A 21,790-nucleotide genomic window follows, 5' to 3' on the forward strand; every position below is an offset into this window, starting at 1 on the left:
AATGGAAGGCTTACTCATACTCATCGGCGTCTGGCTTCTTGATGTTGTCATCAAGAAGGTTGCTGCGAACAGGAAAAAGCAGCAACAGATGCCGCAGTACCAGCCGAGCAACGATGCAGATGAAGACGAAAGCGAAATCGAGTCCCAGGAATCGGAGCCGCAGTTTGCACCTCCGCGTTCCTTGCAGGATTTGATTCGCCAGTTCGAAAATGCACAGAACGAAGCCGAGCAGGGAAACATCGAGCCGCCCACACCGCCGGCACCGCAGCCGCAGTATAGTGACGAACCGTTAACCTTCCGCGATATCGCAGAAGAGGTAATCGAACTCGACGTCGTCGATATGGAATTTCTGAAAGACCAATTCGACCTGACGGAGGGAGAAGCTATTACGATGCTCGCTGAACTCCAGAAGTACCGTATTATCGGGCGCGACATGGGTGACGGCGAGTACGACGTGCTGGTGCACGACCTCATCGAGTTGAACAATCTCCTCAATCACGATAAACCCTCGCAGGAGCAGATACTCGAAGAAGCCGAAACCGAGGAAGACGACGGTCTCCACCAGGAACTGGAACGCCAGCGCAAGCTGAACGAACTAGAAGACCGCGCCAGATCGGCACGCGAATCTGCGGCCTCTTCTTCCGATATTGACGCGATCGAAGATCCAAACGCTTCGGACGACGGAACGGTTGTTGTCGCGCGGCGCGCTCCGCTTGTTTCCACAAGGAACATCGCCGACGTGCGCAAGGGATTCATCTGGGCGAAAGTCTTGGACGAGCCCCGATTCAAGCGCCGCTGGAGCATGCAATACCGCTAGGTACAGCATTTTTCCACATCGAAGCCTCCCCCGCAGGGAGGCTTTTTTATCTTCATATGAAACATTTTCTGAACTGAAGATAAATTATTTGAAACCAAAGAACTTTCTGTCAATAAAAATTATATATTACCTTTCTAAGAAAGAAGGAGGTTTCAAATGCGCAATTTTTTTCGCAAAATTCTCGGTAAAATACTCGCTTTCCTGAGCGCAGTTTTCTGGAGCAGGCGTTACAGGCTGGCCAGCATCATCACATCTTCATTCGCATTGCAGGCATTCTCGTGCACCTACGGTTCCCCCGACGATGTCGAACACTCCTGCCATGGCCTAGAATTCCAGTTGCAACATGAAAGCAACCCGTACTATTCGGAATGCGAACAGAAAATCGTAGACCAACTCGTCCTGGCCAATCGTGTAAAGGAGCAATACGGAGAAAACTCCAACGAGTACATCTCGCAATGGAACGAATCGCTCCGTACAGCCCGAAATATTGCAGAAACGTGCGAAATGAGCACTCTCAAGATAGACGGCACGGTCTCGTGCTACGATTAGGCGTCAGACTCTGTAGCGTTCACGCATATTTTCTATTTTGATAGCGATGGACCAGAAAGATTTTGACCTTACCCGCTATTTTGAACTAAAAAAACAACTCGAAGAAGCTAGCCGCCTTTACTACAAAGACGGCTTCTCCCCCATGAGCGACCAGGATTTCGACTTCGGGCTCAAGGAGATGGAAGCTCTCGAGGCGAAGTATCCGGAACTGCGCGGCAAGGATTCCCTGACCCAGCGCGTGGGCAGCGACCTCACGAACGACTTTGCGAAGGTCACGCATGCCGTGCCGATGCTCAGCATCGCGAACGTGTACAGCGCCGAAGAAATGGCGGAATTCGTGAAGGCGGCCGAGGACGGAATTGCGGAAATAGACGCATCGGCATTGAGAGGCGCCGGAGAAAACCGCGCGGCCAAGAAATGGATTTGCGAGAGGAAAATAGACGGGGTAAGTCTCTCCATCGTATATGAGAATGGGCGCTTGAAACAGGCGGCTACCCGCGGCGACGGCGTGCAGGGAGATGATGTGACCCTGAACGCGCTCACAATCGCGGACATTCCCGAAACGCTCGACGCGAAGAAGCTGAAAATCGACCCGAGCGAGATCCCGCAGGGAACTTTTGAAGTCCGCGGCGAAGTGTACATGGAACGCGAGGCTTTCGAGCGATTGAACGAGCAGTTCGTCTTGGAAGGCAAGAAGATTTTCCAGAACCCGCGCAACACCGTCTCGGGTTCGCTCAAGCTCAAGAGCGTCGCCGAATGCAAGACGCGCCCGATGCGCTTCTTCGCCTACCACATTCCGCAGAGCAACAACGCGACACACGAAGAGAACCTGAAACAGCTGAAAAAGCTCGGGTTCCACACGAACGACTTCTGGAAGGCGGATTCCGTCGACGAAATCATGAAGATTTCCGAAGACATCGGTGCGAGCCGCGACAGCCTTCCCTTCGAAATTGACGGCATGGTCGTGAAACTCAACGACCTCGCCATGCAACGGGAACTCGGTACCACGAGCAAGAGCCCGCGCTGGGCTATCGCCTACAAGTTCAAGGCCGAGCGCGCCTACACGCCGCTCCTTTCCGTGGAATTTCAGGTCGGTCGCACCGGTGCGGTCACGCCCGTGGCGAACCTTGCACCCGTGCGCCTCGCAGGCACCACCGTCAAGCGCGCCACCCTCCACAACTTCGACGAAGTCGCCCGCCTGGATCTCCACTTCGGCGACACCGTCGGCGTCGAGAAGGGCGGCGAAATCATCCCGAAGATTACCGACGTAAAAAAGGAACTTCGCCCGGCCGGGGCCGTCCCCGTGACCGCCCCTGAAAAATGCCCCGTATGCGGAGAGCCGCTCACCCACATCGACGGTGAAGTCATCCTCCGCTGCGAAAACATGCACTGCCAAGCGCAGGTACAATGCCTGTTCGAGCATTTCGTGAGCCGCGAGGCCATGAACATCGAAAATCTCGGCCCTGCCCTTATCGCAAGCCTCATCGCCACGGGTAAAATCAAGCGCATTCCCGACCTGTACCGCCTCACCATCGAGGACCTGGAATCGCAGGAACGCATGGCCAAGAAGAGCGCAAAGAACGTGTACGACGCCATCGCCGCCTCCAAGGAAAAGAGCCTCGAAAACCTGCTGCACGGCCTCGGCATCCGCTTCGTGGGCCGCACCAGCGCGAGAAACCTCGCCAAACACTTCCGCACGCTGGATAAAATCCGCACGGCGACCGTCGAAGATTTGCAAAACGTGAATGACGTGGGCGAACGCATCGGAAAATCCGTTTACGACTTTTTCCACACGGAACGCTACACGCAGGAAATCGACGAACTCGTAGAACTCGGGTGCCCCACCGAATTCAAGGGCGTCGTGAAGACGCTGTTCCAAGGGCAGACCGCAGTCATTACGGGAACGCTCCCGAACATGGACCGCGACGAAGCCCGCAAGCTCATCGAAGAAAACGGCGGCAAGGTATCGGGTTCCGTAAGCAAGAAGACGAGCTGGGTCTTGGCCGGTGAAGCCGCCGGAAGCAAGCTCACGAAGGCGAACGAGCTCGGCATTCCCGTGCACGACGAAGCGTGGCTTTTGGAGCAGATCGCGAACGCGGGCAGCGATTCGGGAGACAATGCAAATGAGGGCAACGAGACGCCCGCAACATCCCCCGCCAGCGACAAGAGCGACGCGAGTAGCGAAACAAAGAATCGCGCCGGCAAAACCGACGCGAACGGACAAATCAGTTTATTCTAGACCTTAGGGGGCCGGCGCAGTTTGTGCCGGCGCAGTCCCAGCCGGTGCGGCGCTATCTGGAGTGGCACTCAACGCTTTTAAAGCGCCTTCCGCATTTGCCGCACCTTCAGCCTTCTTCGGTGGAGCCGTATTCTTCACGCAGCGCACCGAAATGGCCATATTGTCGAAATCTTCGGCCTGCATCACCTCGTCACGCGCATTGATGAGGTTCCAGTATCCGGCGCCCGTTCCATCATATCCGCCGGTTGTTTCCCAGAAATACGTGCTAGAACCCAGATCCATGAATTCGCCATCGTTGTAACGCACGCCCGAAGGTATCGCATTGAACCCGGACGCTTCCGTAATCGGCGCGCCCCCGCGATTCCAGCCTTCACGCGTCTTCAAGGCAGAAGCCACGCTACCCTTGCCCATTCTCTGGACCGCCGCCATAAGCGTTCTCCAGTCGTTACGCGATGGGATATGCCATCCATCGGGGCACACGCCCTGGTGCTCTTCCTGCACGGCGCCTTCCACGGGATTCGCGATGAAATCTTCCGGCAATCTCATCGCCACATGCCACGGGTAGAGCCTCCCGTAATTGCGGCAGCGGATGTCCTTGTTCTCATAGCAGAAGCTGCCGGGAGCCGCAAAGCGCAGGTTCTCCGCCATCCAGCGGACACCGCCGATTTCGACCGTCTTGTATCGGTTCTCGTCGCGCACATCGGCAATAGCGGCACTGTCATAGATTTCGTCATCTCCGGGCGGGTCCATCAGGCAGCGCACCGGGAATGCCGCCGACTTGGCCGTACTGTCGCGGAAGAAGTCATCGTTGTCGTAACGCAACGACCAATACATCACCGTCTGGGAATCGACTTCGGCAGTGCTCCAGAACCCGGACGAGGAATCCATTCCCGTATAGCCCGCTCTCGGAATCAGGTAGCCGCTCGGCAAGGCGTTGAAGCCGAAACCATTTTCACCCGGCATGGAATTTTCCGTTTCGATCCATATGCCACGCGTTTTCAAGTTCGTACCTACGGCGACTGCATCGTCTATATCTTGCAGGTAGGCACTCAAGCGTTCGAAATCGTAAATGCTCGGCAGGTGCCAGCCCACGGGGCATACACCGCGATGGACGCGCTTTATGGAATCACGCGCCGGCTTTTCCTCCAAGTTCTTCGAGAATTTCATGGCGGCAGTCCACGTGTAGAGGCGCCCATACTTTGCGCAATTCAAAGGCAAGCCTTTATAGCAGAAACTGCCCGGCACATCCACATCCAGGTTTTTCGCCATCCAGACCTGATCGCCAATATGAATTGCGAGAATATCGTTGTTCTGCACCTTCATGAGTTCCGGCTTTACGACAACAGGCGGCGGAGGCGGTTCCTTGATTTCGTACAGTTTGTCTTCTACGCAACGCACCGAGACGGCATTGTCCTTCGCGTCGTACACCTTGTCCAATGTTCTCGAATCGTAAGCAAGGCGCCAGAAGTATGCGCCATAGGCATCAAACTCGTTCGAAGCCCAGAACTGGGTCGAAGCCCCCTTGTCCATAAATTCACCGACATAATGCTTTTCGCCCGCAGGCAACGCATTAAACCCGAATTCGTCGCTTCCCGCCGGCAATCTCAGTTCGCGGTCCCAGCCTTCCTTCGACTTGAGGCTGATGCCCACACCGTCGCTCCGGCCCTTCTTGCCGACGAAATACTTCATTTTCTTCCATTCCTTGTTGCTCGGGATATGCCAGCCCGCCGGGCAAACATCGTGCACGCGCTTCTTGAGTTTGGTTATGGAAGTCGAATTGTAGTAGTCCACAAGCCTCATGGCCGCAGCCCACGTGTAGAGGCGGCCGTATTCACGGCAGTTGGACTCCTGCTTGTTATAGCAGAGCGTCCCCTTCAAATTAAACCGCAGGTTCTCCGCCATCCAGCGCTGGTCGCCAATCTGTACCGTCTTGTAGACCTGTTTATCGCGCGAATCAACCAGGTCCGGCATCGGATTGACCTCGGCAAAAGCCACCGAGGCCGAGAAAACCATTACTAAAAAAAAGGGAAAATATCGCATCATAGTAAATAAAATAATTCCATTTTCAAAAAAACGGACAAGCGATATTCCCAAAAAGGTATTCCAAACTGCAAAAAAAAGAACCCACCGTTAGGTGAGTTCCTTTTAGTACCCCCAAGCGGACTCGAACCGCTGTTGCGGGAATGAGAATCCCGAGTCCTGGGCCACTAGACGATGGGGGCGTCAAGCGGGCTCAAATATAGCAAAGCCCGCTAGTTTCGTCAATCCCTGTAGAACAGGTCGAGATTGCTTTCAACCGGAGTCGACTTTTCGATATTGCTGATGAATCCGTTGAACATTGTCATCGAAGCAAAGCGACCAGCGCTTTCGACTTCCTGCTTCACAGCGGTTTCGATAGCCGCATCGTCAGCAACAATCTTGTTGTTCACGCGCACCATCACGGCACCATTATCGGTCTCGATGACGGGGCCCCATTCGCCGACCTTCTGGCCGTTGAGAACCTTGTACAAAGCAGAGCTGCCGTAACCGAAGCCATTCACGTAACCTTCGGCGGAAGCCTTCATGTTCTGAATGGTGACCTTTTCGACAGTAACCGGAGTGGCAGTGGAATCACCCTCTACCGGAGCCTTCCAAGCCTTGACCTTGTCTGCAACGGAGTTCAGGTAGATGCCTGCGGCATTCGCAGACTTCTTGGCCCTCAGAGCGGTCTTGATGGATTCGAAGTACATATCGAAATCGCGGTCGCCGGCCTTGAGTTCCTTGACCTTGTTGGCGAGCACGACGAACTTCGCATTGCGGAGCACCGGAGAAACGTTGCCAGCTTCTTCAGGAAGGTTTTCGTTGGGCCATGCGAAGGAGGTAAGGCCCTTCAGGTAACCGAGATCGGCGATAGAGCCGTTGCGGTCAACCCATCCGGATTCCTTGACTTCGAGGTTCTTTTCCTTGGCGGCAGCAGCAAAATCCTTGCCGGCAGCGACATCGTTCTTGATGCCCGTAAGGATCTTTTCGAGGCTGTCAATCGTTTCGGAAGAAGCGTTGACCACAAGCAGGATGTGACCGACGTCGGCGGTAACCTTGCCGGTAGAATCGGTGGACTTGCCAAAGCACTTGATGATGTGGTAGCCATACTGCGTCTTGACCGGTTCGGAAACTGCACCGGAATCGAGAGCGAGGGCAGCCTTTTCGAATTCAGGAACGTACACGCCCAGGCCGGCAGGCTGCGGAAGCACACCGCCGTTTTCGGCGCTGCTCGGGTCTTCAGAAGAGATACGGGCCATTTCTTCGAAGGTGGCCGTAGAAGACGTATCGGCGAGCTGGAAGTAGATGGTCATCGCATATTCGCGAACGCGCTCGTCATCGGCGGCGGTAGCGGCGACAGGGATAGACACATACTGGAACTTGGCGGCATCGTTTTCCACAAAGAAGCTGTCGCTGTGGGCATTGAAGTAACCCTTGACCATCGCGGTATCAACCACGTCTTCGGCCACGGCGAAATCGTTGTTGGAAGCGAAAGCGACATCGATGTCGAAATCAGTCAGGCGGCGGTCGATAGCCCACTTGGCTTCGAGGGTCGTCGGGTGGACACCCGCACCAACCAGCATCTGAAGTTGCTTGACCGGAATATTATTGTTCTTCATTTCTTCTTCAAGCTGAAGCATCATGCTCCATTTGAAGGCTTCCGGCGTTTCGAGCCAAGCTTCGAAGTCTTCCTTAGTTGCTGTCGTATCGGTGACGAACTTCGGGAGGCCTGCGATGTAGGCCTGGCTACGCTGCATCAGTTCTTCCTGGGAAGAGGCCTGCTGCTGGATTACGCTGAGCCTGTACTGGGCTTCCTGAATCACGCGAGCGCGGACGACTTCGAAATTGTTCTTGAATTCGGACTTGAGTTCGGCGACCGAGGCTGCCAGTCCGGCCTTTTCGATCTGTTCGTCCAGAAGAATCTGGCGGACGAAAGAACGGAAAATGTCGTTGCGAAGCTGTGCATACTGCTCGTCTTCAAGGCGCTGATTCTGGAACTGGTTCTGTTGCACCATTTTGAAACGAGAATCAAATTCCGAGTACGAAATCTTGCGGTCGTTCACGACACCGACAGGATAACTCTGCGCACCCTTCGGAACACGGTCCATTGCCAACAGGCCCACGACAATACCTGCCGCGAAAATAACAATAACCCACTTGGCCTTTTCATTTATCCACGTTAACATAGAGTAGACTCCATTAAAATTTGTCGGAGCAAAATTTAGCAATAAATTCCAAAACCATTTATTTTGAATTGAAATAATGCCGAAATAGCGCTTTTTTTCTATCTATTGGTCATTCAAAAATAAAAGTTTCTCAACGGAGACATCGCATGTACGATATTTTGGTCCTCGGTGCAGGAATTTCCGGCCTAAGTGCAGCCATACACGCCGCCGAAAAAGGCCTCTCAGTAGTCATCCTCACCAAGGGCGCGAAGCCCGACGGATCCTCCAACTACGCTCAGGGCGGCATAGCCACCGTCACCGAAAAAACAGACAAGTTCAAGTTCCATATCGACGACACGCTCGAAGCTGGCGCCGGCCTCTGCAAAAAGGAACCGGTGAACATCCTCACCAAGAGCGGCCCCGACACCATCAGGCAGCTCGTCAAGTGGGGCGTGCAGTTCACTCCCTCGCCCGTCGACAAGACCCAGTTCGACCTGCACCTCGAAGGCGGCCACAGCCACCACCGCATCCTGCATGCGGCCGACCTCACCGGCAAGGAAATCATGCGTGCGCTGCTGTGCGAACTGCACAAGCACAAGAACATCCATTATATAGAGAACTGCTACATCAAGGACCTCATCTGCAAGGGCGAAGGCAAGGCGAAGCGCTGCGTGGGCGCAAAGATCATCCACCAGAAAACCGGCCTGGTCGAGAACCTCTATGCGAAGGCCTCCATCCTCTCTACCGGCGGTGCCGGGCGCATCTGGCAGTACACCGTCTGCCCGCACGACAGCTGCGGTGACGGCATGGCGATTGCGGCACGCGCAGGGGCTGCCCTCCAGGATATCGAGTTCATGCAGTTCCACCCGACCAGTCTCTACGCACCGAGCCTCAAGAAGCCGTTCCTGATCTCGGAAGCGGTACGCGGTTTCGGCGGCATCCTCAAGAACGACAAGGGCGAAGAATTCATGAACCAGGTGCACCCGTTGCACTCGCTCGCGCCCCGCGACATCGTGGCCCGCGCCATACACAGCGAAATGCAGCGCCTCGGCAAGCCGAACATGTTCATCGACCTCTCGGGCCGTACCCCGAAGGATATCAAGAGCCACTTCCCGAACATCTACGCGAAGTGCCTCGACGCAGGTATCGACATCACGAAGGAATGGATTCCCGTGGTGCCTGCCGCACATTACATGTGCGGTGGCGTACTGGTCGACACCTGGTCCAGAACCGAGATTAACGGCCTGTACGCCTGCGGCGAAGTCGCCGCGACAGGCGTCCACGGTGCAAACCGCCTGGCCAGCAACTCCCTCCTGGAAAGCGTCGTTTTCGCCATCCGCGCCGTAGACAACATCTGCGACAGCGGGCTCCTGAAAGACAAGATTAGCACTTCGAAGGCAAGCAAGACGGAACGCGTCACCTTCACGAAGGCCGCCTACTGGCGCAAGCGCAAGAAAATCCTGCAAGACATGATGTGGACGCACTGCGGAATCGTGCGCACGGTCGCGGGCCTGAACCAGGGCCTCAAGGTTATCGAAGGTCTCGAAAGCGACGTGCAGGCCGCCATCAAGAACAAGGAAACGGAGAACTTCCACTTCATCGAGTTCCTGAACGCGCTGCAGGTTTCCAAGATGATTCTCATCGCGGCCCTCCACCGCAAGGAATCCCGCGGGCTGCACTACATTCTCGACTACCCGAATCTGGACCCGAAGACGAAGCACCATACCATCTATCTGGATGGGAAAAACAAGTAATTGGTCGCTAGTTATTGGTTGTTGGTCTCTGGTTATTAGTTATTAGTTACTAGAATTTAAGGACGACAAGAGGTTTATCGCGGGATAGTTTAGCAATGGCGACGACGAAGAAACAGACAAAGGATGCCCTCCCGAAAAAAATCGGAGGCTACACCCCGACGCAGATGCTCGGGCATGGCGCCATGGGCAATGTCTGGCTCTGCCACGACGAATCGCTCGACCGCATGGTCATCGTGAAGCAGATGGTCCCGAAACTTCTGGACCAGGATTCCTTTATTCTGCGCTTCCAGCAGGAGGCGACCATCCTCGCCCACCTGAACCACCCCGCCATCGTCGTGCCCTACGCCCTCTGGAAGGAGAGCGACGGCCAGCTTTCGCTTTCCATGGAATTCGTGATGGGCAAGAACCTCCGCGAAATTCTGGATGTATGCAAGCAGCCGCCCGTATGGGTCGTGATGGCAATCCTCTACGAAATTTTCCTCGCACTTAGCGTCGTTCACCGTGCAGGCATCGTCCACCGCGACTTGAAACCCGCGAACATGATGGTCGACAAGGACGGGCGAATCCGCCTGCTCGATTTCGGTGTCGCGCACATGGACAAGGTGTACGAAGACGACCCGACGCTCACCATGGCGGGCTCGCAAATCGGTACGGCCGCCTACATGAGCCCCGAACAGACCATCGGAGATGACGCCACCCCGGCATCCGACCTGTTCAGCATGGGTGTCATCGCAAGCGAAATGCTGCTGGGCGAAAACGTGTTCCGCGGGGAATCGCTCAATCAAACTTTGCAAAACATCCGCAGGCTGAAAATCGGCAAGCAGGCCTTCCCCGAAGGCACGCCTAAACCTCTCATGAAGCTGGTAATGCGCCTCCTCGAGAAAAAGCCCTCGAAGCGTCCGCTTTCGGCCGCCGATGTCGCCGACGAACTGAGCCGCATGCTGCAATCCTACCCGCGCGACCTCACGCCATACCTTTCGGAATGGGTGACTTCCACGATGAAGGGCACGAATACCACCATAGAGCCAGCGACGTATCCGGACAAGGCCAAAAAATTGTTTATTATTGGTCTTGCTACTGGGATTATCGTTCCTACAGCAATATTCACCCTCCTGCATCTCCTCTAACGGATAAACATGAATTGGATTGACATCGTCTGCCTCATCTGCATTCTGGTATTGACCCTGATTGGCATCTGGCGCGGTTTCCTGAAAGACGTATTCAGACTTGTCGCCTGGGCAGCAGCACTTGCAGGAGCCTATTTTGCGCAGGACCTGCTCGCCGACACTATAGCAACGAATCTCGCCATCAGCGGGTTCACGGTCAAGCTCGTCAGCATCTGCATCGGGTTCCTCGTACCGTTCATCCTGCTTTTCATGATTGGGCACTTCGTGCAGAAATCCATCGCGAACACGAGCGCGGGCAAGTTGAATCGCATCCTGGGCGGCATTCTCGGCGCCTGCAAGGCGTGGGTCATCTGCTTCATATTCCTCAGCATCCTGCACATTCTTCCGGTATCGGGCGACCTCAAAGAGACGAGGAACGACGCCATCGCCTACAATTTCTACAAGTTCAACCTCGAACTGCTCGGGTTCTCTTCCGATGAAGTCGACCTGGTCGGCTTTGCCGAAAAGAAGGCAAGCGAATTCAGCAAGGAAATCACGGACAAGGCCGTAGAGAAGGTCAAGGAAACCACGACGCAGGCCGCAGAACAGGCGAAAGACGCCGCAGTACAGGCAGCAGAAGACGTAAAAGACGCAGCCGTCAACGCGGCCAAGGAAACAACCGACAAGGCAGTTTCCACCGTCAAAGAAAAAGTAGAATCTACGACTCAGTCAAAGTAAACGATCCCGAGTGCCCCTGAGGCTTGGTCACTCGAATGTCACCCTGAGAACCGTCACCCTGACGCAAGTCAGGGCAGGGTCGGAACGTATATATCTGATGCTGAGAGTCCTCAGCATGACGGCAGGGTCGGAATGTTTATATCTGATGCTGAGAGTCCTCAGCATGACGGCAGGGTGAGTCAGCAAGACTTCGCAGCGACAGCCGCCAGCCTCTTCGCGCAGGCTTCGGCTTCTTTCTTGATATCGTCCTCGCCATCCACGCGGCGGCCACGCATCACGAACTTCCCGTTACAGATGACCGAATCGATGCAGCTACTGTCGGCGGCATACACCCAATTGCTCACCAGGTCATGCGAAGGCACCATGCGTTCATTCGCGATATCCACCAAGAGACAATCGGCGAGTTTTCCTTCGGCAATCTCGCCCGCATCGATACCGTAGGCACGGGCCGTATTCACCGACGCCATTTTCAGGGCATCCCCCGCAGGCAGCGTTTCCGCACCACCGCACACTTTTGCAAGCAGGGCGGCGAACTTCATTTCTTCGCGCATGTCGAGGTTGTTGTTCGAAGAGACGCCATCCGTCCCGAGGGCGACTTTCGCTCCGGCACGCAGCAGGCGGTCGATAGGCGGAATTCCGCTCGCAAGTTTCAGGTTCGAGCACGGGTTTAACACGGCCGTGGCCCCGGAACCCACAAAAGCCTTCATGTCGTCATCCGAGAAATGCACGCAATGTGCCGCGACGAGATTGCGGTCCAGCATTCCGGCGCGTTCCAGCAAACGGACCGGGCTACAGCCATACTGCTTTTCACAATCTTCCAGTTCCTGCTTCGTCTCGGACAAATGAACATGGACCTGGTAATTTTCGGAACGCGCGAATTCGGCACAACGCTTCAGGAGCTTCTCGCCCACCGTATAGACGGAATGCGGAGCAACCGCAAGACACACGCGATCCGACTCACCCGTATGCTTCGAGAGGAATTCGAAATTCTTCTCGATGGCTTCCGGAGACATTAGGGATTCGGCAAACGTCACCCCTATCGAGGCCCGAATTCCCATTTCCTCGACCACCTTCATGGTATGTTCACGATGCCAGTACATGTCGGCAAAGAACACCGTTCCGGACTTGATCATCTCGAGCACAGCGAGGCGGGCCGCAATTTCGATATCGTCGGCAGTAATCTTGGCCTCGAACGGCCAGATATATTCCTGCAGCCACTTTTGCAGAGGCATATCGTCGGCATAGCCCCGCAGAATCGACATCGCCGCATGCGAATGGCCGTTATAAAAAGCGGGAAAGACGGCGAAACGGGAACAGTCCACAACCTCGGCGCCGTCGGCATCATCATCCGTAGCCTTGTCGGCGATTTTCACGAAGCGTCCGTCCGCAATGACGATATCCTTGCGCGTTTCAGCCCCGAATGAAGCGGGCACCAGCGCCGATTTCAACAAGATTTTTTTCATGTTCCCCGCATCCGTCAAGAAGGCTTATTCCCTATTTTCCAGCAGTTTCTGCACACTCTGCGCGTAGGCCTGCAAACTCGGGTCGCGGGCGCCCATCAGCAAGATGGTATCACCCGGCTGGGCGCATTCCACCATCTTCTTAGCGCATTCATCGCGGTTTTCGATGTAGATGGCCTCACATCCCTTCAGCAAAAGATCGTCGGCAAGGTCGCCCGCGCTGATATCGCGCGTGACAGTTCCGCCCGCATAGTAAATCTCGCTGAAGAACATCATGTCGTTGTCGCGGTCAAAATCGAAATCCTTCGGGCGCAACGTCTTCGCCATAAATTCCACGAGGTCCTTGCGCAAGAAGCGCGTGGGCCCGAATCCGTGCGGCTGGAACCAGGCAATGACGCGGCCATCGGTAAAGTCCTGCGCGCTCTTGATACTCGCGGCAATCTTCGCGGGATTGTGCGCAAAATCGTCCACGAGAGTCACGCCATTGAACGTTCCCAAAATCTGGTGGCGGCGAAAAACGCCCGGGAATGTCGCGAGCGCATCGGCACAGGTATGGAGCGACACTCCGGCGCGAAGCGCCGCGGCCACAGCCGCAAGGGCGTTTTCCATGTTGTGCTTGCCCGGAAGCGGAACTTCAAAGTTCACGAGTTCCGCCAAGTGGCGCACGCGGAACTTGATATGCGTACCGGCGGTCTTGAAATCCGTACCCTGCACGCCCACATAGTTTTCGAAACCGAAATCGAATTCGCGGCCCGCGCTGAACTTCTTCGCCAGCGGGTGCGCGTCGTTCACGATCAAAATCTTTCCATTGCCAAGGATGTTGTGACTGAACTTGAGGAAGATTTCCTGCAGTTCGTCCATCTCCTTGTGATCCTTGTCCACGTTCAGAATCAGGCCGATTTCCGGTTCGTAGCGCACGAGCGTTCCATCGCTCTCGTCGGCTTCGACCACGAGCCATTCACCCTTGCCGCTCACCGCATTGCCAATCTTCCCCTGTGCCTGCAGGTTCACGAGGCCGGCACCCGTCATCACCGAAGGCTGCAATCCGGCGTATTCAAGAATGTGGTAAATCATTGCGGTCACGGTGGACTTACCGCTCGTACCGCTCACGGCGATGGTCTTCGCCTCTTTCGAAATCTTCGCGAGCATTTCGCTGCGGTGCATCACGGGGACGCCGAGTTCCTTCGCACGCTTCAAATCGGGATTCGTGTCCTCGATGGCGGTACTCACCACCACGGCATTGAGGCCCGCGACAACGCCCGAACCATCCTGCGCAAAGCACTTGATTCCGCAGTCTTCGAGTTGGCTCATCACGAGCGGTTTTTCCATACGGCCCGCAAGGAACTCGCCGAATTGGCGGTCAGACCCGCTCACTGCAACGCCCTTGCCAACAAGGTACTGGGCAATGGCGCTCATACCCACGCCCGCAACACCGATAAAGAAGTAAGATTCCATGCTTTTAACCAAAAAATTAAAGTAATTCTTGCCAAGTATAGATTACTTTAGACAATGTATCGTTCAAAAAATACAAATCAGATCGTTCTGTATATGTTTTTTGAAAACAACTGTCCCGAAAACATTCATATTTAGCGGGGTGGCATCCACCTATAGAACATTTGAATTTTTGTTCCCTATTCCAGATCCAATGATTATCATTCTTTTCGAACGGAATGAAAGTCAACTTTTCATAATCCGACAGCGGCACCCCCACACCGACCCTATTTGCCAAACGGATTATCGACTTACATGTTTTCAATGACGAATCATATTTCTGGTCCATTTCGATTGTAACCAGCGAATCCCATTTCACGCTAGAATCCGATACAAATCGATAACTTTTTCGTTCAATTTCACATTCAAAAAAGACATATCGGTTACTCTTTTCATCCAAGGAATCTTGCAAAGAACAACCATCACAAAGAAGATCCTTCATAGCAAACCTATTTCGCACTCCAAAATCAAACACATCAATCACCCTCCGTGCATCAGCAGGAATATCCTTAACGGACTGAAGCGATTCTATTACCTTTTCGCAATCAACCTCGTTACTATTTTTCGGATTATAAGAAAATTCAAAATAGGTAAAAGGAATCACTGCAGGCGGTCGGTTTCTAATCGCCATCATATGTACTTTATATAACGTATCGCTTTCACCACCGAAGTCAAAGTCATCCCTTGTTCCAACAGAAACAACCTCCCCCTCGTTCAAACTTTTTGAATCTGGAGAAAGGTAAATATGGGACTGAGGAAAATTTCCTACATACAAGAATATGTGATTTGAAGGTCCATCAATGGAATACGTAAGAAAATCCATTTTGGAATTATACTTTTTGATATTCCAGTCTTCAGGAACCCGAAGAGAGAAATGCATTTCTTCATCGACTATCAACTTGGTAGGCGGCTCAAATTGTTGTTCATTACCCTTTTCTCCACAAGAGCAAAGGCATAGAACCAAGCCAAGAAGAAGATAGATGAAATTAGACTTCATACATTACAGCAAATCCGGGTCAATCGTGGGTTCGTAACCGGGCTCCACGAAGTCCTCGACAGCGACGCCCTTTTTGCGGGCGGCCTTCATCTGCTTAATGAGTTTGCGCTCGGCAGCCTTGGCCCTGCGCTGGGCGGCAGTCGCCTGCTTTTCAGCATGGCGCTGGGCACGGGTCTTGCGTTCCTTCAATTCCGGGAATACGCACTCCTGGAATTGATCGAGCGATTCATTATCAACTTCATCTTCGAAGCCTTCATCAAAACGAATATCCGCATCAAAGTCGCGGAAGCCTTCCTCTTCATCGAACACCGGAGCATCCGCCGGACATTCCTTCTTCAGGAACTTGAGCACCTTCGCAAACGGTTCTTCCATCGGGACCTTGAACTTCATCTTCTTTCCCGTACGCGGGTGGATGAGTTCAATCTTCACCGCCTGCAACAGCTGCGCGGGCGCCATCTCCAGCACCTTCGCCGCGACATCCTTCATTAGGGGCGGCACGCGGTTCAAACTTTCTTCACGGCCATCGTACAGCGGGTCGCCCACTACCGGGTGGCCCGTATAGCGGCTATGCACGCGAATCTGGTGCGTACGGCCCGATTCCAACTGCAGTTCGAGCAAAGTAGCAATCGCAAAGAACTGCTTGGCCACATAATGCGTGCGGCTTTCCTTGCCACCCTTCACCACGGCCATCTTGAGGCGGTTCTTGGGGTTGCGCGCAATCGGGGCGTCGATGCAGCCTTCCAAGTCACGCGGACAGCCCCACACGAGGGCATTGTACGTGCGGTGCAGCGTGCGGGTTTCGAGCTGGTGCGCCAAATGCCTGTGAGCGGCATCGTTTTTCGCCACCACCATGAGGCCCGGCGTATCCTTGTCCAGACGGTGCACGATACCCGGACGGAGTGGCCCGTTGACCGCAGATAGGTTATCCTTGAAATGGTGGAGCAAACCTGCGGCGAGCGTTCCGGTGCGTACGCCGTTACCCGGATGCACCACCAGGTTGCGCGGCTTGTTCAGCACGACGATGTCTTCGTCTTCGTACACGATGTCGAGCGGGATATCTTCGGGTTCGAGCGTACTCGATTCCTTCTCAACGAGTTTGTCGACCACAACGACCATACCCGTTTCTACGCGGAAATTCTTGGCGGCAGCAGCGCCACCCACCTTCACCTCGCCCGCGGCAATGAGTTTCTGCACGTCGGTACGCGATACATTTTCCATCACGCCCACAAGAAACTTGTCGATGCGTTCGCCGTTATGTTTTTCGTCAACTAGGTAATTCATTTTTCGTCACCAGCGGCAGGTTTTTCTTTTTTTGCAGCAAGGGCCTTCTTTTCGGCTTCCTTTTCGGCCTTGATTTCCTTATGGATTTTTTTCAAAATTATCGGCGAAAGGATAATGACCGCCACACCAACCGTCACGAACGAATCCGCAACGTTGAACGTCGGAAATCGCGTCATGCTAAACTTCTGGAAACTAATGTCCGGGAAATCGCAGTCGATAAAGTCCACCACCATCTTGAGGCGCATGCGGTCGATGAAGTTGCCCACGGCACCACCGAGAATCATCACCACGCCAAGGCGGCTCAGCCAATCGCGCTTGTCGATACTCTTATAGAAAACGAACATCACTACGCACGCCACGACCGAAATCAAAATAAAGAACACCGTCGGCGAAAGGAACGGCATCAAATCTTGCGGACGGCTGCTGAATGCGGCACCCTTGTTGAACACCAGCTGGAAGCGCACCAGATCGCTAATCACTTCGATGATGTCGTGGTTCGGAGCTCCCGTCTCGTTCGTAAAACGCACAAGCGCCCAAAGTTTGGTCAACTGGTCGGCTACAATACTGAACAAGATTACGCCAACATGAAACGGCCACTTATTATAAAACTTCGTCATTATAAATTCTTCACTTTTTACTTTGTATTTTTTATTTCCTGTTTCAACTTACCATAAGAGCGTTCTATCCACTTATCGGAATAGAAATGCCGCAAGGTAGTCTTGACAATCTTTTTCACCGTATCGCGAGAAATCTTCACCTTCTTGTCGCTTGCGAAAAGGCTGGAACCGTCCCCGATAAGTTTCATGTTCTCCGCCGCCATGAATAGCGGCCACAGGCAGAACAAACGGGTACGCATCTTCACGTTCGGCACGAGCTTCGTGTACGCGATGGCATCGTCCAAATGCCTCCACGCCTTCGCGACAAGTTCACCCATCACGGCTGCACGGCGGGCATCGAAATCGGCCCGAACCTCATCTGCGACCCCTACCGGCAGGCTGAACATGTCGTAGGAATGTTCGAAGCCGTGGCGGCGGCAAATTTCTTCGGGCACAAAGCATACACGGCGCGTAGAATCTTCCATGCAGTCCTTCACGATGTTCGCCACCTGGAGCGCAAGCCCGAAACTCACGTCGAGCTTTTGCATCTCGGCCTTGCGGGCATCGCTGATGAGGCAAGTGTCCGCGGCAAACAGGTTCGTGAGCAACTTCCCAACGATACCTGCCACATAGTAGCAGTACTCGTCCAGATCGGCGACGCTTTCGAGCGTAAACCAGCCGGAACTCAGCGCCGCCTCTTGCCTCAGCGCAAACTTCGCCATGCCTCCGCACATCTCGATGGTCACATCGCGCACCGGAGCCGCATATACCTCAGGCAGTTCCTTGAGCAGAGGCACCACCACATGCGTATGCAGGCACAGGTTCATGTACGGATGGTCGGACTTGCGCCAACTTTCAGGGAACGCGGCCTCGAATGCGGCAACGGCTTCCTCTTTCAAGTCAGGCGTGCGGAATATGTCGGCAAAGAGCCCGAGCAGCACTTCCTTCTCGGAGGCCTTCATGTCGGGATCGTCTTCCACCGTATCTGCGATACGCAGGTACAGGTACGCAAGCAAGATGCTCTTGTGGAGCTTGCCCTTCAACACGTTTATGTTGAGAGCAAACGTCCTCGAAACCAGGAGAAGGATTTCTTCGGCATACCGCCAAGCCTGCTTCCCGTCGAGCACTTCCTCGCCCATACCGAGCGTATCCAAGATATTCTTAGACATACATCGTCTCCGCATAAACGTCGGGCGGAATCTTCTTCGTCTTCGCCATCGCGTTCACGTACTTCCAGAACCTCCCGTGGGCTTCGGCATTCTTGAGCTTCTTGGCGAAACTCCATGCGGTACGGTTGTGAATGTCGGTCTCGTTCTGGAAATTGCCCTTCTTTTCGGACTGGTAACGCACCTTGCGGTATTCCAGGAAGTACGCCGCCTCGAACAGGGCCTTGATACGGCCCATCGCCATGCGGTAAAGCGAGAGCGCGAAAAGAAGGAACGCGGGCACGCAGGCTAACCCGTACACCGGCGGACAAACGCTGGCCTTGTCGAGCGCCCAGCAGACCGAAACCGAAAGCGCAACCGAGGCTATCAGCGAGAACACGAAGTTCTTCACGCGCAGCTTGGCCACCCAGCCGGGCTTCTTCGATACTTTTTCCGGGACACAGGCCCATTTTTTCCCTTTTTTCATCATTTTTCGTAAAAATAGAGGGTACGAAAAACGATAGAACCAAACATAAAGCACCACCCACAGGAGCAGGGGCAACAGGGACAAATAGTCCATTTTCTCAAATATTTCCATACGCTGTAAAATATAGAAATTTAACCGGTGAGCCCCTCCCGCACATGCGGAGCAGGCGTTCTCGAACCCCAGCCCCCCAAAATGCGCCCGCGGTAGTTAATTTGTTTGTAAAACAGGCAAAAAAGGCGTTTTTTCGGGCTCAAGTGAACAAGTGATCACCAAGCGACGTCGTTGCGGCACGGCAGAAAAGCGCCGACACTAATACCATGACAATCAAGGACTTACATAGCCGGTCCGACGTCATGAAAAGCCTTTTTCGAGGCTATTTCGGGAAACTTATCAACACACCCGAGCTATTTTTTTAAATTTTTGTTCTACCTGTTGATAGATTTAAAAATACCGTGACCCCAACGGACAAGGACTGACCCCTATGCAGATTGACTGGGAAAGATGCCTGAACTACTTACGCGGAATGCTCTCCGATTCCGTATTCAAGACGTATTTCGCACAGACCAGGATGGTGAACCAGACTCCGGGACACGCCGTGATATCCGTGCCCCCCGGACTGGACATTAAGGTCTACTCCGCATACAAGGAACTTATCAAGCTCGGCTGGAAGGAAGCAACCCACAACGACACGCCGATGGAATTCGAATTCCAGCCGCAAGAAGTCGTGATGCAGGCGGCTCCGGCCACCGACAACAACTTCAAGGATTTCATCAAGCCGAGCGTCCCGCTTTCGAGCAGTTTCCGCTTCGAAAACTTCGTTCCGGGCGACAAGGCCCAGCTCGCATTCAACGCGGCACTCGCCGTCGCCAAGAACCCGTACGGCACGCAGTACAACCCGCTGTTCATCTACGGCCCCTCGGGTCTCGGCAAGACTCACTTGCTGCAGGCCATCGGCAACTACGTGCTCGAAGAAGATCCTGCCAAGCGCGTGTGCTACCTCACCAGCGAAGATTTTTCGCAGCAGTACATGAAGTGTCTGCGCGAAGGCCGCGTGACAGAAATGAGTGATTTCTATCGCAACGAAGTGGACATCCTCCTCATCGACGACATCCAGAACTGGACCGGCAAGTACGAAACGCAGAACGAATTCTTCCTCATCTTCAATGCGCTGCACCAGGCAGGCAAGCAGATCGTGCTCACCTCCGATGCTCCCGCGGGCGAAGTGAAGAACCTCTCCGACCGTCTCGTGAGCCGTTTCTCGTGGGGCCTCACCGTGGACATCCAGCCGCCCGACGTGGAAACCCGCGAAGCGATTTTGCACAAGAAGGCCGAAGAGCGCCACCTGGAAATCAGTGACGACGTGCTCCACTTCCTCGCCGAAAAGATTGCAAGCAACGTGCGCAGCCTCGAAAGCGCCATCATCAAACTCACGCTGCAGTCGAGCCTGATGAACCACGACATCGACATGAGCATCGCCCAGAAGGTCGCGGCTGAAATCGCCCCGACGCTCCGCCGCCGCGTAAGCCTCGATGCCGTGCTCCACACCGTTTCGCAGCATTACGAAGTCGCCGAATCCAAGCTGACCGAACCCGGCCGTGGCACCAAGGAAATTTCCAAGGCCCGCCAGGTCGCCATGTACCTCATGCGCGAATGTTCTTCCATCAGCTTGCAGAGCATCGGTTCGCGTTTTGGCGGCAAGGACCACTCCACCGTCGTTCATGCCATCAAGAGCGTGAAGAAGGAAATGGAAACCGACGCCGCATTCGCACGCCTTATCGAAGGCCTCAAGAATTCAATCCACGACTAACAGGAACAAGATGAACTTCACAAAATCCTTTGCCTTGTGCGCAGCCCTGGCGGCAAGCGCAGTTTTTGCCCAATCCGAATCCGCACCCGCGGCAGAACAGGCCTCCGGTGAAACGCTCACCATCATCGGCGTGGGCGACATCATGATGGGTCTCAACTTTCCCGACGAAAAGCCCGCGCTCCCCACACAGGACGGCGAGCTCACCTTCTCCGAAGTGAAGGATGTGTTGCGCGATGCCGACCTCACCACGGGCAACCTCGAAGGAACGCTCCTGAACCAGGGCGGGCTCCCGAAGCCCTGCTGCCGCGTGACCAAGAAGTCCGGCAACTGCTACTGCTTCCGCTCTCCCGAAAGCTACACGCGCCACCTGATCGACGCAGGTTTCGACTACGTGAGCGTATCGAACAACCACTCCGGCGACTTCGGCAACGAAGGCAAGATCGGCACGATGCGCGCCCTCAACGAAGCGAACCTCGCCTATGCGGGTTTCGAGAACAGCTGCGAGCAGCGCGTGCTCGAACTGAACGGCGTGCGCTACGGGTTCGCCTCCTTCTCCGTGAGCAGCGGGACGCTGACCGTGTTCAACACCGAGAAGGCCAAAAAGACTATCGCCGCACTGCGTGACAGCGCAGACATCGTCATCGTCACTATGCACGTGGGCGCAGAAGGCTCCAAGTACACGCACGTCACGCGCGAAATGGAAGAATTCCTGGGCGACAAGCGCGGCAACCCCTACGAGTTCGCGCGCCTCGCCATCGACGCGGGAGCCGACGTGGTATTCGGTCACGGCCCGCACGTACCGCGCGCCATCGACCTCTACAAGGGCAAGTTCATCGCCTACAGCCTCGGGAACTTCGCGACATCGACCAGCGTGAACATCTCCGGTGTGACAGGTTACGCCCCCATCGTGAAGATTACCGTCGACAAGAAGACGGGCGACTTCAAGGAAGGCCAGATCTACTCGTTCATCCAGAGGGGCAACAACGGCGACCGCAAGCCCACACGCGACGACAAGGGCGCCTGCATCAAGCTCATGAAGGAACTGACCGAGCAGGACATTCCCGAAGCGGGCGTGAAGATTGCTGACGACGGCAAGATTACCCTGAAGTAAAAACTCCAGGGTCGATTTTCCCAAAAAA

At 54.6% G+C, this 21,790-nt stretch carries 17 protein-coding genes and 1 tRNA gene; 8 read left to right on the top strand and 10 right to left on the bottom strand.

Annotated elements, in window-relative coordinates:
• Position 1 precedes the first annotated feature (1 nt).
• From IK012_RS03525 to ligA, 3 genes are all read left to right on the top strand, one after another.
• A complete protein-coding gene (locus IK012_RS03525) occupies positions 2-817 on the top strand; it encodes a hypothetical protein (protein WP_290950575.1) in 816 nt (271 codons plus the stop codon).
• 156 nt (positions 818-973) lie between these two features.
• Positions 974-1,366, top strand: a complete 393-nt coding sequence (locus IK012_RS03530; protein ID WP_290950578.1) for a hypothetical protein — start codon at positions 974-976, stop codon at positions 1,364-1,366.
• Between the two features lie 46 nt (positions 1,367-1,412).
• Positions 1,413-3,605, top strand: a complete 2,193-nt coding sequence (gene ligA / locus IK012_RS03535; RefSeq protein ID WP_290950581.1) for an NAD-dependent DNA ligase LigA — start codon at positions 1,413-1,415, stop codon at positions 3,603-3,605.
• Between the two features lie 3 nt (positions 3,606-3,608).
• Here the strand turns inward: ligA and IK012_RS03540 are convergent, their stop codons facing one another.
• From IK012_RS03540 to IK012_RS03550, 3 genes are all read right to left on the bottom strand, one after another.
• Positions 3,609-5,618, bottom strand: coding sequence for an FISUMP domain-containing protein (locus IK012_RS03540; RefSeq protein WP_290950584.1), 2,010 nt, complete (start codon positions 5,616-5,618; stop codon positions 3,609-3,611).
• 136 nt (positions 5,619-5,754) lie between these two features.
• Positions 5,755-5,827 (bottom strand) — tRNA-Glu (locus tag IK012_RS03545).
• 39 nt (positions 5,828-5,866) lie between these two features.
• Entirely contained in the window at positions 5,867-7,810 is a 1,944-nt protein-coding gene (locus IK012_RS03550; protein ID WP_290950587.1) for a peptidylprolyl isomerase, read from the bottom strand.
• A gap of 146 nt (positions 7,811-7,956) precedes the next feature.
• On the opposite strand from IK012_RS03550, the gene nadB reads away from it, so the two are divergent.
• The 3 genes from nadB to IK012_RS03565 all read left to right on the top strand — a co-directional run bounded on the left by nadB (position 7,957) and on the right by IK012_RS03565 (position 11,387).
• On the top strand, positions 7,957-9,543 hold the full coding sequence (nadB, locus tag IK012_RS03555; protein WP_290950590.1) for an L-aspartate oxidase: 1,587 nt from the start codon (positions 7,957-7,959) through the stop codon (positions 9,541-9,543).
• Between the two features lie 95 nt (positions 9,544-9,638).
• A complete protein-coding gene (locus IK012_RS03560; RefSeq protein WP_290950592.1) occupies positions 9,639-10,670 on the top strand; it encodes a serine/threonine-protein kinase in 1,032 nt (343 codons plus the stop codon).
• Between the two features lie 9 nt (positions 10,671-10,679).
• Positions 10,680-11,387, top strand: coding sequence for a CvpA family protein (locus tag IK012_RS03565; RefSeq protein ID WP_290950596.1), 708 nt, complete (start codon positions 10,680-10,682; stop codon positions 11,385-11,387).
• 179 nt (positions 11,388-11,566) lie between these two features.
• On the opposite strand, the gene IK012_RS03570 is transcribed toward IK012_RS03565, so the two are convergent.
• From IK012_RS03570 to IK012_RS03600, 7 genes are read right to left on the bottom strand one after another with little or no spacing between them, the layout of a single operon-like run.
• Positions 11,567-12,850, bottom strand: coding sequence for an amidohydrolase (locus IK012_RS03570; protein WP_290950599.1), 1,284 nt, complete (start codon positions 12,848-12,850; stop codon positions 11,567-11,569).
• 24 nt (positions 12,851-12,874) lie between these two features.
• Entirely contained in the window at positions 12,875-14,302 is a 1,428-nt protein-coding gene (gene murC, locus IK012_RS03575) for a Mur ligase family protein (protein ID WP_290950602.1), read from the bottom strand.
• Between the two features lie 16 nt (positions 14,303-14,318).
• A complete protein-coding gene (locus IK012_RS03580; protein WP_290950605.1) occupies positions 14,319-15,335 on the bottom strand; it encodes a hypothetical protein in 1,017 nt (338 codons plus the stop codon).
• Between the two features lie 3 nt (positions 15,336-15,338).
• On the bottom strand, positions 15,339-16,616 hold the full coding sequence (locus tag IK012_RS03585) for an RluA family pseudouridine synthase (RefSeq protein ID WP_290950608.1): 1,278 nt from the start codon (positions 16,614-16,616) through the stop codon (positions 15,339-15,341).
• A complete protein-coding gene (gene lspA, locus IK012_RS03590) occupies positions 16,613-17,233 on the bottom strand; it encodes a signal peptidase II (RefSeq protein WP_290950611.1) in 621 nt (206 codons plus the stop codon). The genes IK012_RS03585 and lspA overlap by 4 nt, the downstream gene beginning before the upstream one ends.
• A gap of 17 nt (positions 17,234-17,250) precedes the next feature.
• Positions 17,251-18,381: a squalene/phytoene synthase family protein gene (locus IK012_RS03595; RefSeq protein ID WP_290950614.1), complete on the bottom strand. Its 1,131-nt coding sequence runs from the start codon at positions 18,379-18,381 to the stop codon at positions 17,251-17,253.
• On the bottom strand, positions 18,374-18,847 hold the full coding sequence (locus IK012_RS03600) for a hypothetical protein (protein WP_290950617.1): 474 nt from the start codon (positions 18,845-18,847) through the stop codon (positions 18,374-18,376). The genes IK012_RS03595 and IK012_RS03600 overlap by 8 nt, the downstream gene beginning before the upstream one ends.
• 478 nt (positions 18,848-19,325) lie before the next feature.
• Here IK012_RS03600 and dnaA point away from each other — a divergent pair, with 478 nt between their 5' ends.
• Positions 19,326-20,651: a chromosomal replication initiator protein DnaA gene (gene dnaA / locus IK012_RS03605; RefSeq protein ID WP_290950620.1), complete on the top strand. Its 1,326-nt coding sequence runs from the start codon at positions 19,326-19,328 to the stop codon at positions 20,649-20,651.
• Positions 20,652-20,661: 10 nt separating this feature from the next.
• Positions 20,662-21,762, top strand: a complete 1,101-nt coding sequence (locus IK012_RS03610; protein ID WP_290950624.1) for a CapA family protein — start codon at positions 20,662-20,664, stop codon at positions 21,760-21,762.
• Positions 21,763-21,790 lie beyond the last annotated feature (28 nt).

It is taken from the genome of Fibrobacter sp. (genome assembly GCF_017551775.1).
Lineage (GTDB): Bacteria > Fibrobacterota > Fibrobacteria > Fibrobacterales > Fibrobacteraceae > Fibrobacter.

What these genes read in the sequence shown, in the direction of transcription:
- IK012_RS03585 (WP_290950608.1), bottom strand. Translation starts at nt 16,616, where the DNA reads ATGAATTACCTAGTTGACGAAAAACATAACGGCGAACGCATCGACAAG.
- IK012_RS03550 (WP_290950587.1), bottom strand. Translation starts at nt 7,810, where the DNA reads ATGTTAACGTGGATAAATGAAAAGGCCAAGTGGGTTATTGTTATTTTC.
- IK012_RS03600 (WP_290950617.1), bottom strand. Translation starts at nt 18,847, where the DNA reads ATGATGAAAAAAGGGAAAAAATGGGCCTGTGTCCCGGAAAAAGTATCG.
- IK012_RS03595 (WP_290950614.1), bottom strand. Translation starts at nt 18,381, where the DNA reads ATGTCTAAGAATATCTTGGATACGCTCGGTATGGGCGAGGAAGTGCTC.
- IK012_RS03580 (WP_290950605.1), bottom strand. Translation starts at nt 15,335, where the DNA reads ATGAAGTCTAATTTCATCTATCTTCTTCTTGGCTTGGTTCTATGCCTT.
- ligA (WP_290950581.1), top strand. Translation starts at nt 1,413, where the DNA reads ATGGACCAGAAAGATTTTGACCTTACCCGCTATTTTGAACTAAAAAAA.
- dnaA (WP_290950620.1), top strand. Translation starts at nt 19,326, where the DNA reads ATGCAGATTGACTGGGAAAGATGCCTGAACTACTTACGCGGAATGCTC.
- nadB (WP_290950590.1), top strand. Translation starts at nt 7,957, where the DNA reads ATGTACGATATTTTGGTCCTCGGTGCAGGAATTTCCGGCCTAAGTGCA.
- IK012_RS03560 (WP_290950592.1), top strand. Translation starts at nt 9,639, where the DNA reads ATGGCGACGACGAAGAAACAGACAAAGGATGCCCTCCCGAAAAAAATC.
- lspA (WP_290950611.1), bottom strand. Translation starts at nt 17,233, where the DNA reads ATGACGAAGTTTTATAATAAGTGGCCGTTTCATGTTGGCGTAATCTTG.
- IK012_RS03610 (WP_290950624.1), top strand. Translation starts at nt 20,662, where the DNA reads ATGAACTTCACAAAATCCTTTGCCTTGTGCGCAGCCCTGGCGGCAAGC.
- IK012_RS03570 (WP_290950599.1), bottom strand. Translation starts at nt 12,850, where the DNA reads ATGAAAAAAATCTTGTTGAAATCGGCGCTGGTGCCCGCTTCATTCGGG.
- IK012_RS03525 (WP_290950575.1), top strand. Translation starts at nt 2, where the DNA reads ATGGAAGGCTTACTCATACTCATCGGCGTCTGGCTTCTTGATGTTGTC.
- IK012_RS03540 (WP_290950584.1), bottom strand. Translation starts at nt 5,618, where the DNA reads ATGGTTTTCTCGGCCTCGGTGGCTTTTGCCGAGGTCAATCCGATGCCG.
- murC (WP_290950602.1), bottom strand. Translation starts at nt 14,302, where the DNA reads ATGGAATCTTACTTCTTTATCGGTGTTGCGGGCGTGGGTATGAGCGCC.
- IK012_RS03530 (WP_290950578.1), top strand. Translation starts at nt 974, where the DNA reads ATGCGCAATTTTTTTCGCAAAATTCTCGGTAAAATACTCGCTTTCCTG.
- IK012_RS03565 (WP_290950596.1), top strand. Translation starts at nt 10,680, where the DNA reads ATGAATTGGATTGACATCGTCTGCCTCATCTGCATTCTGGTATTGACC.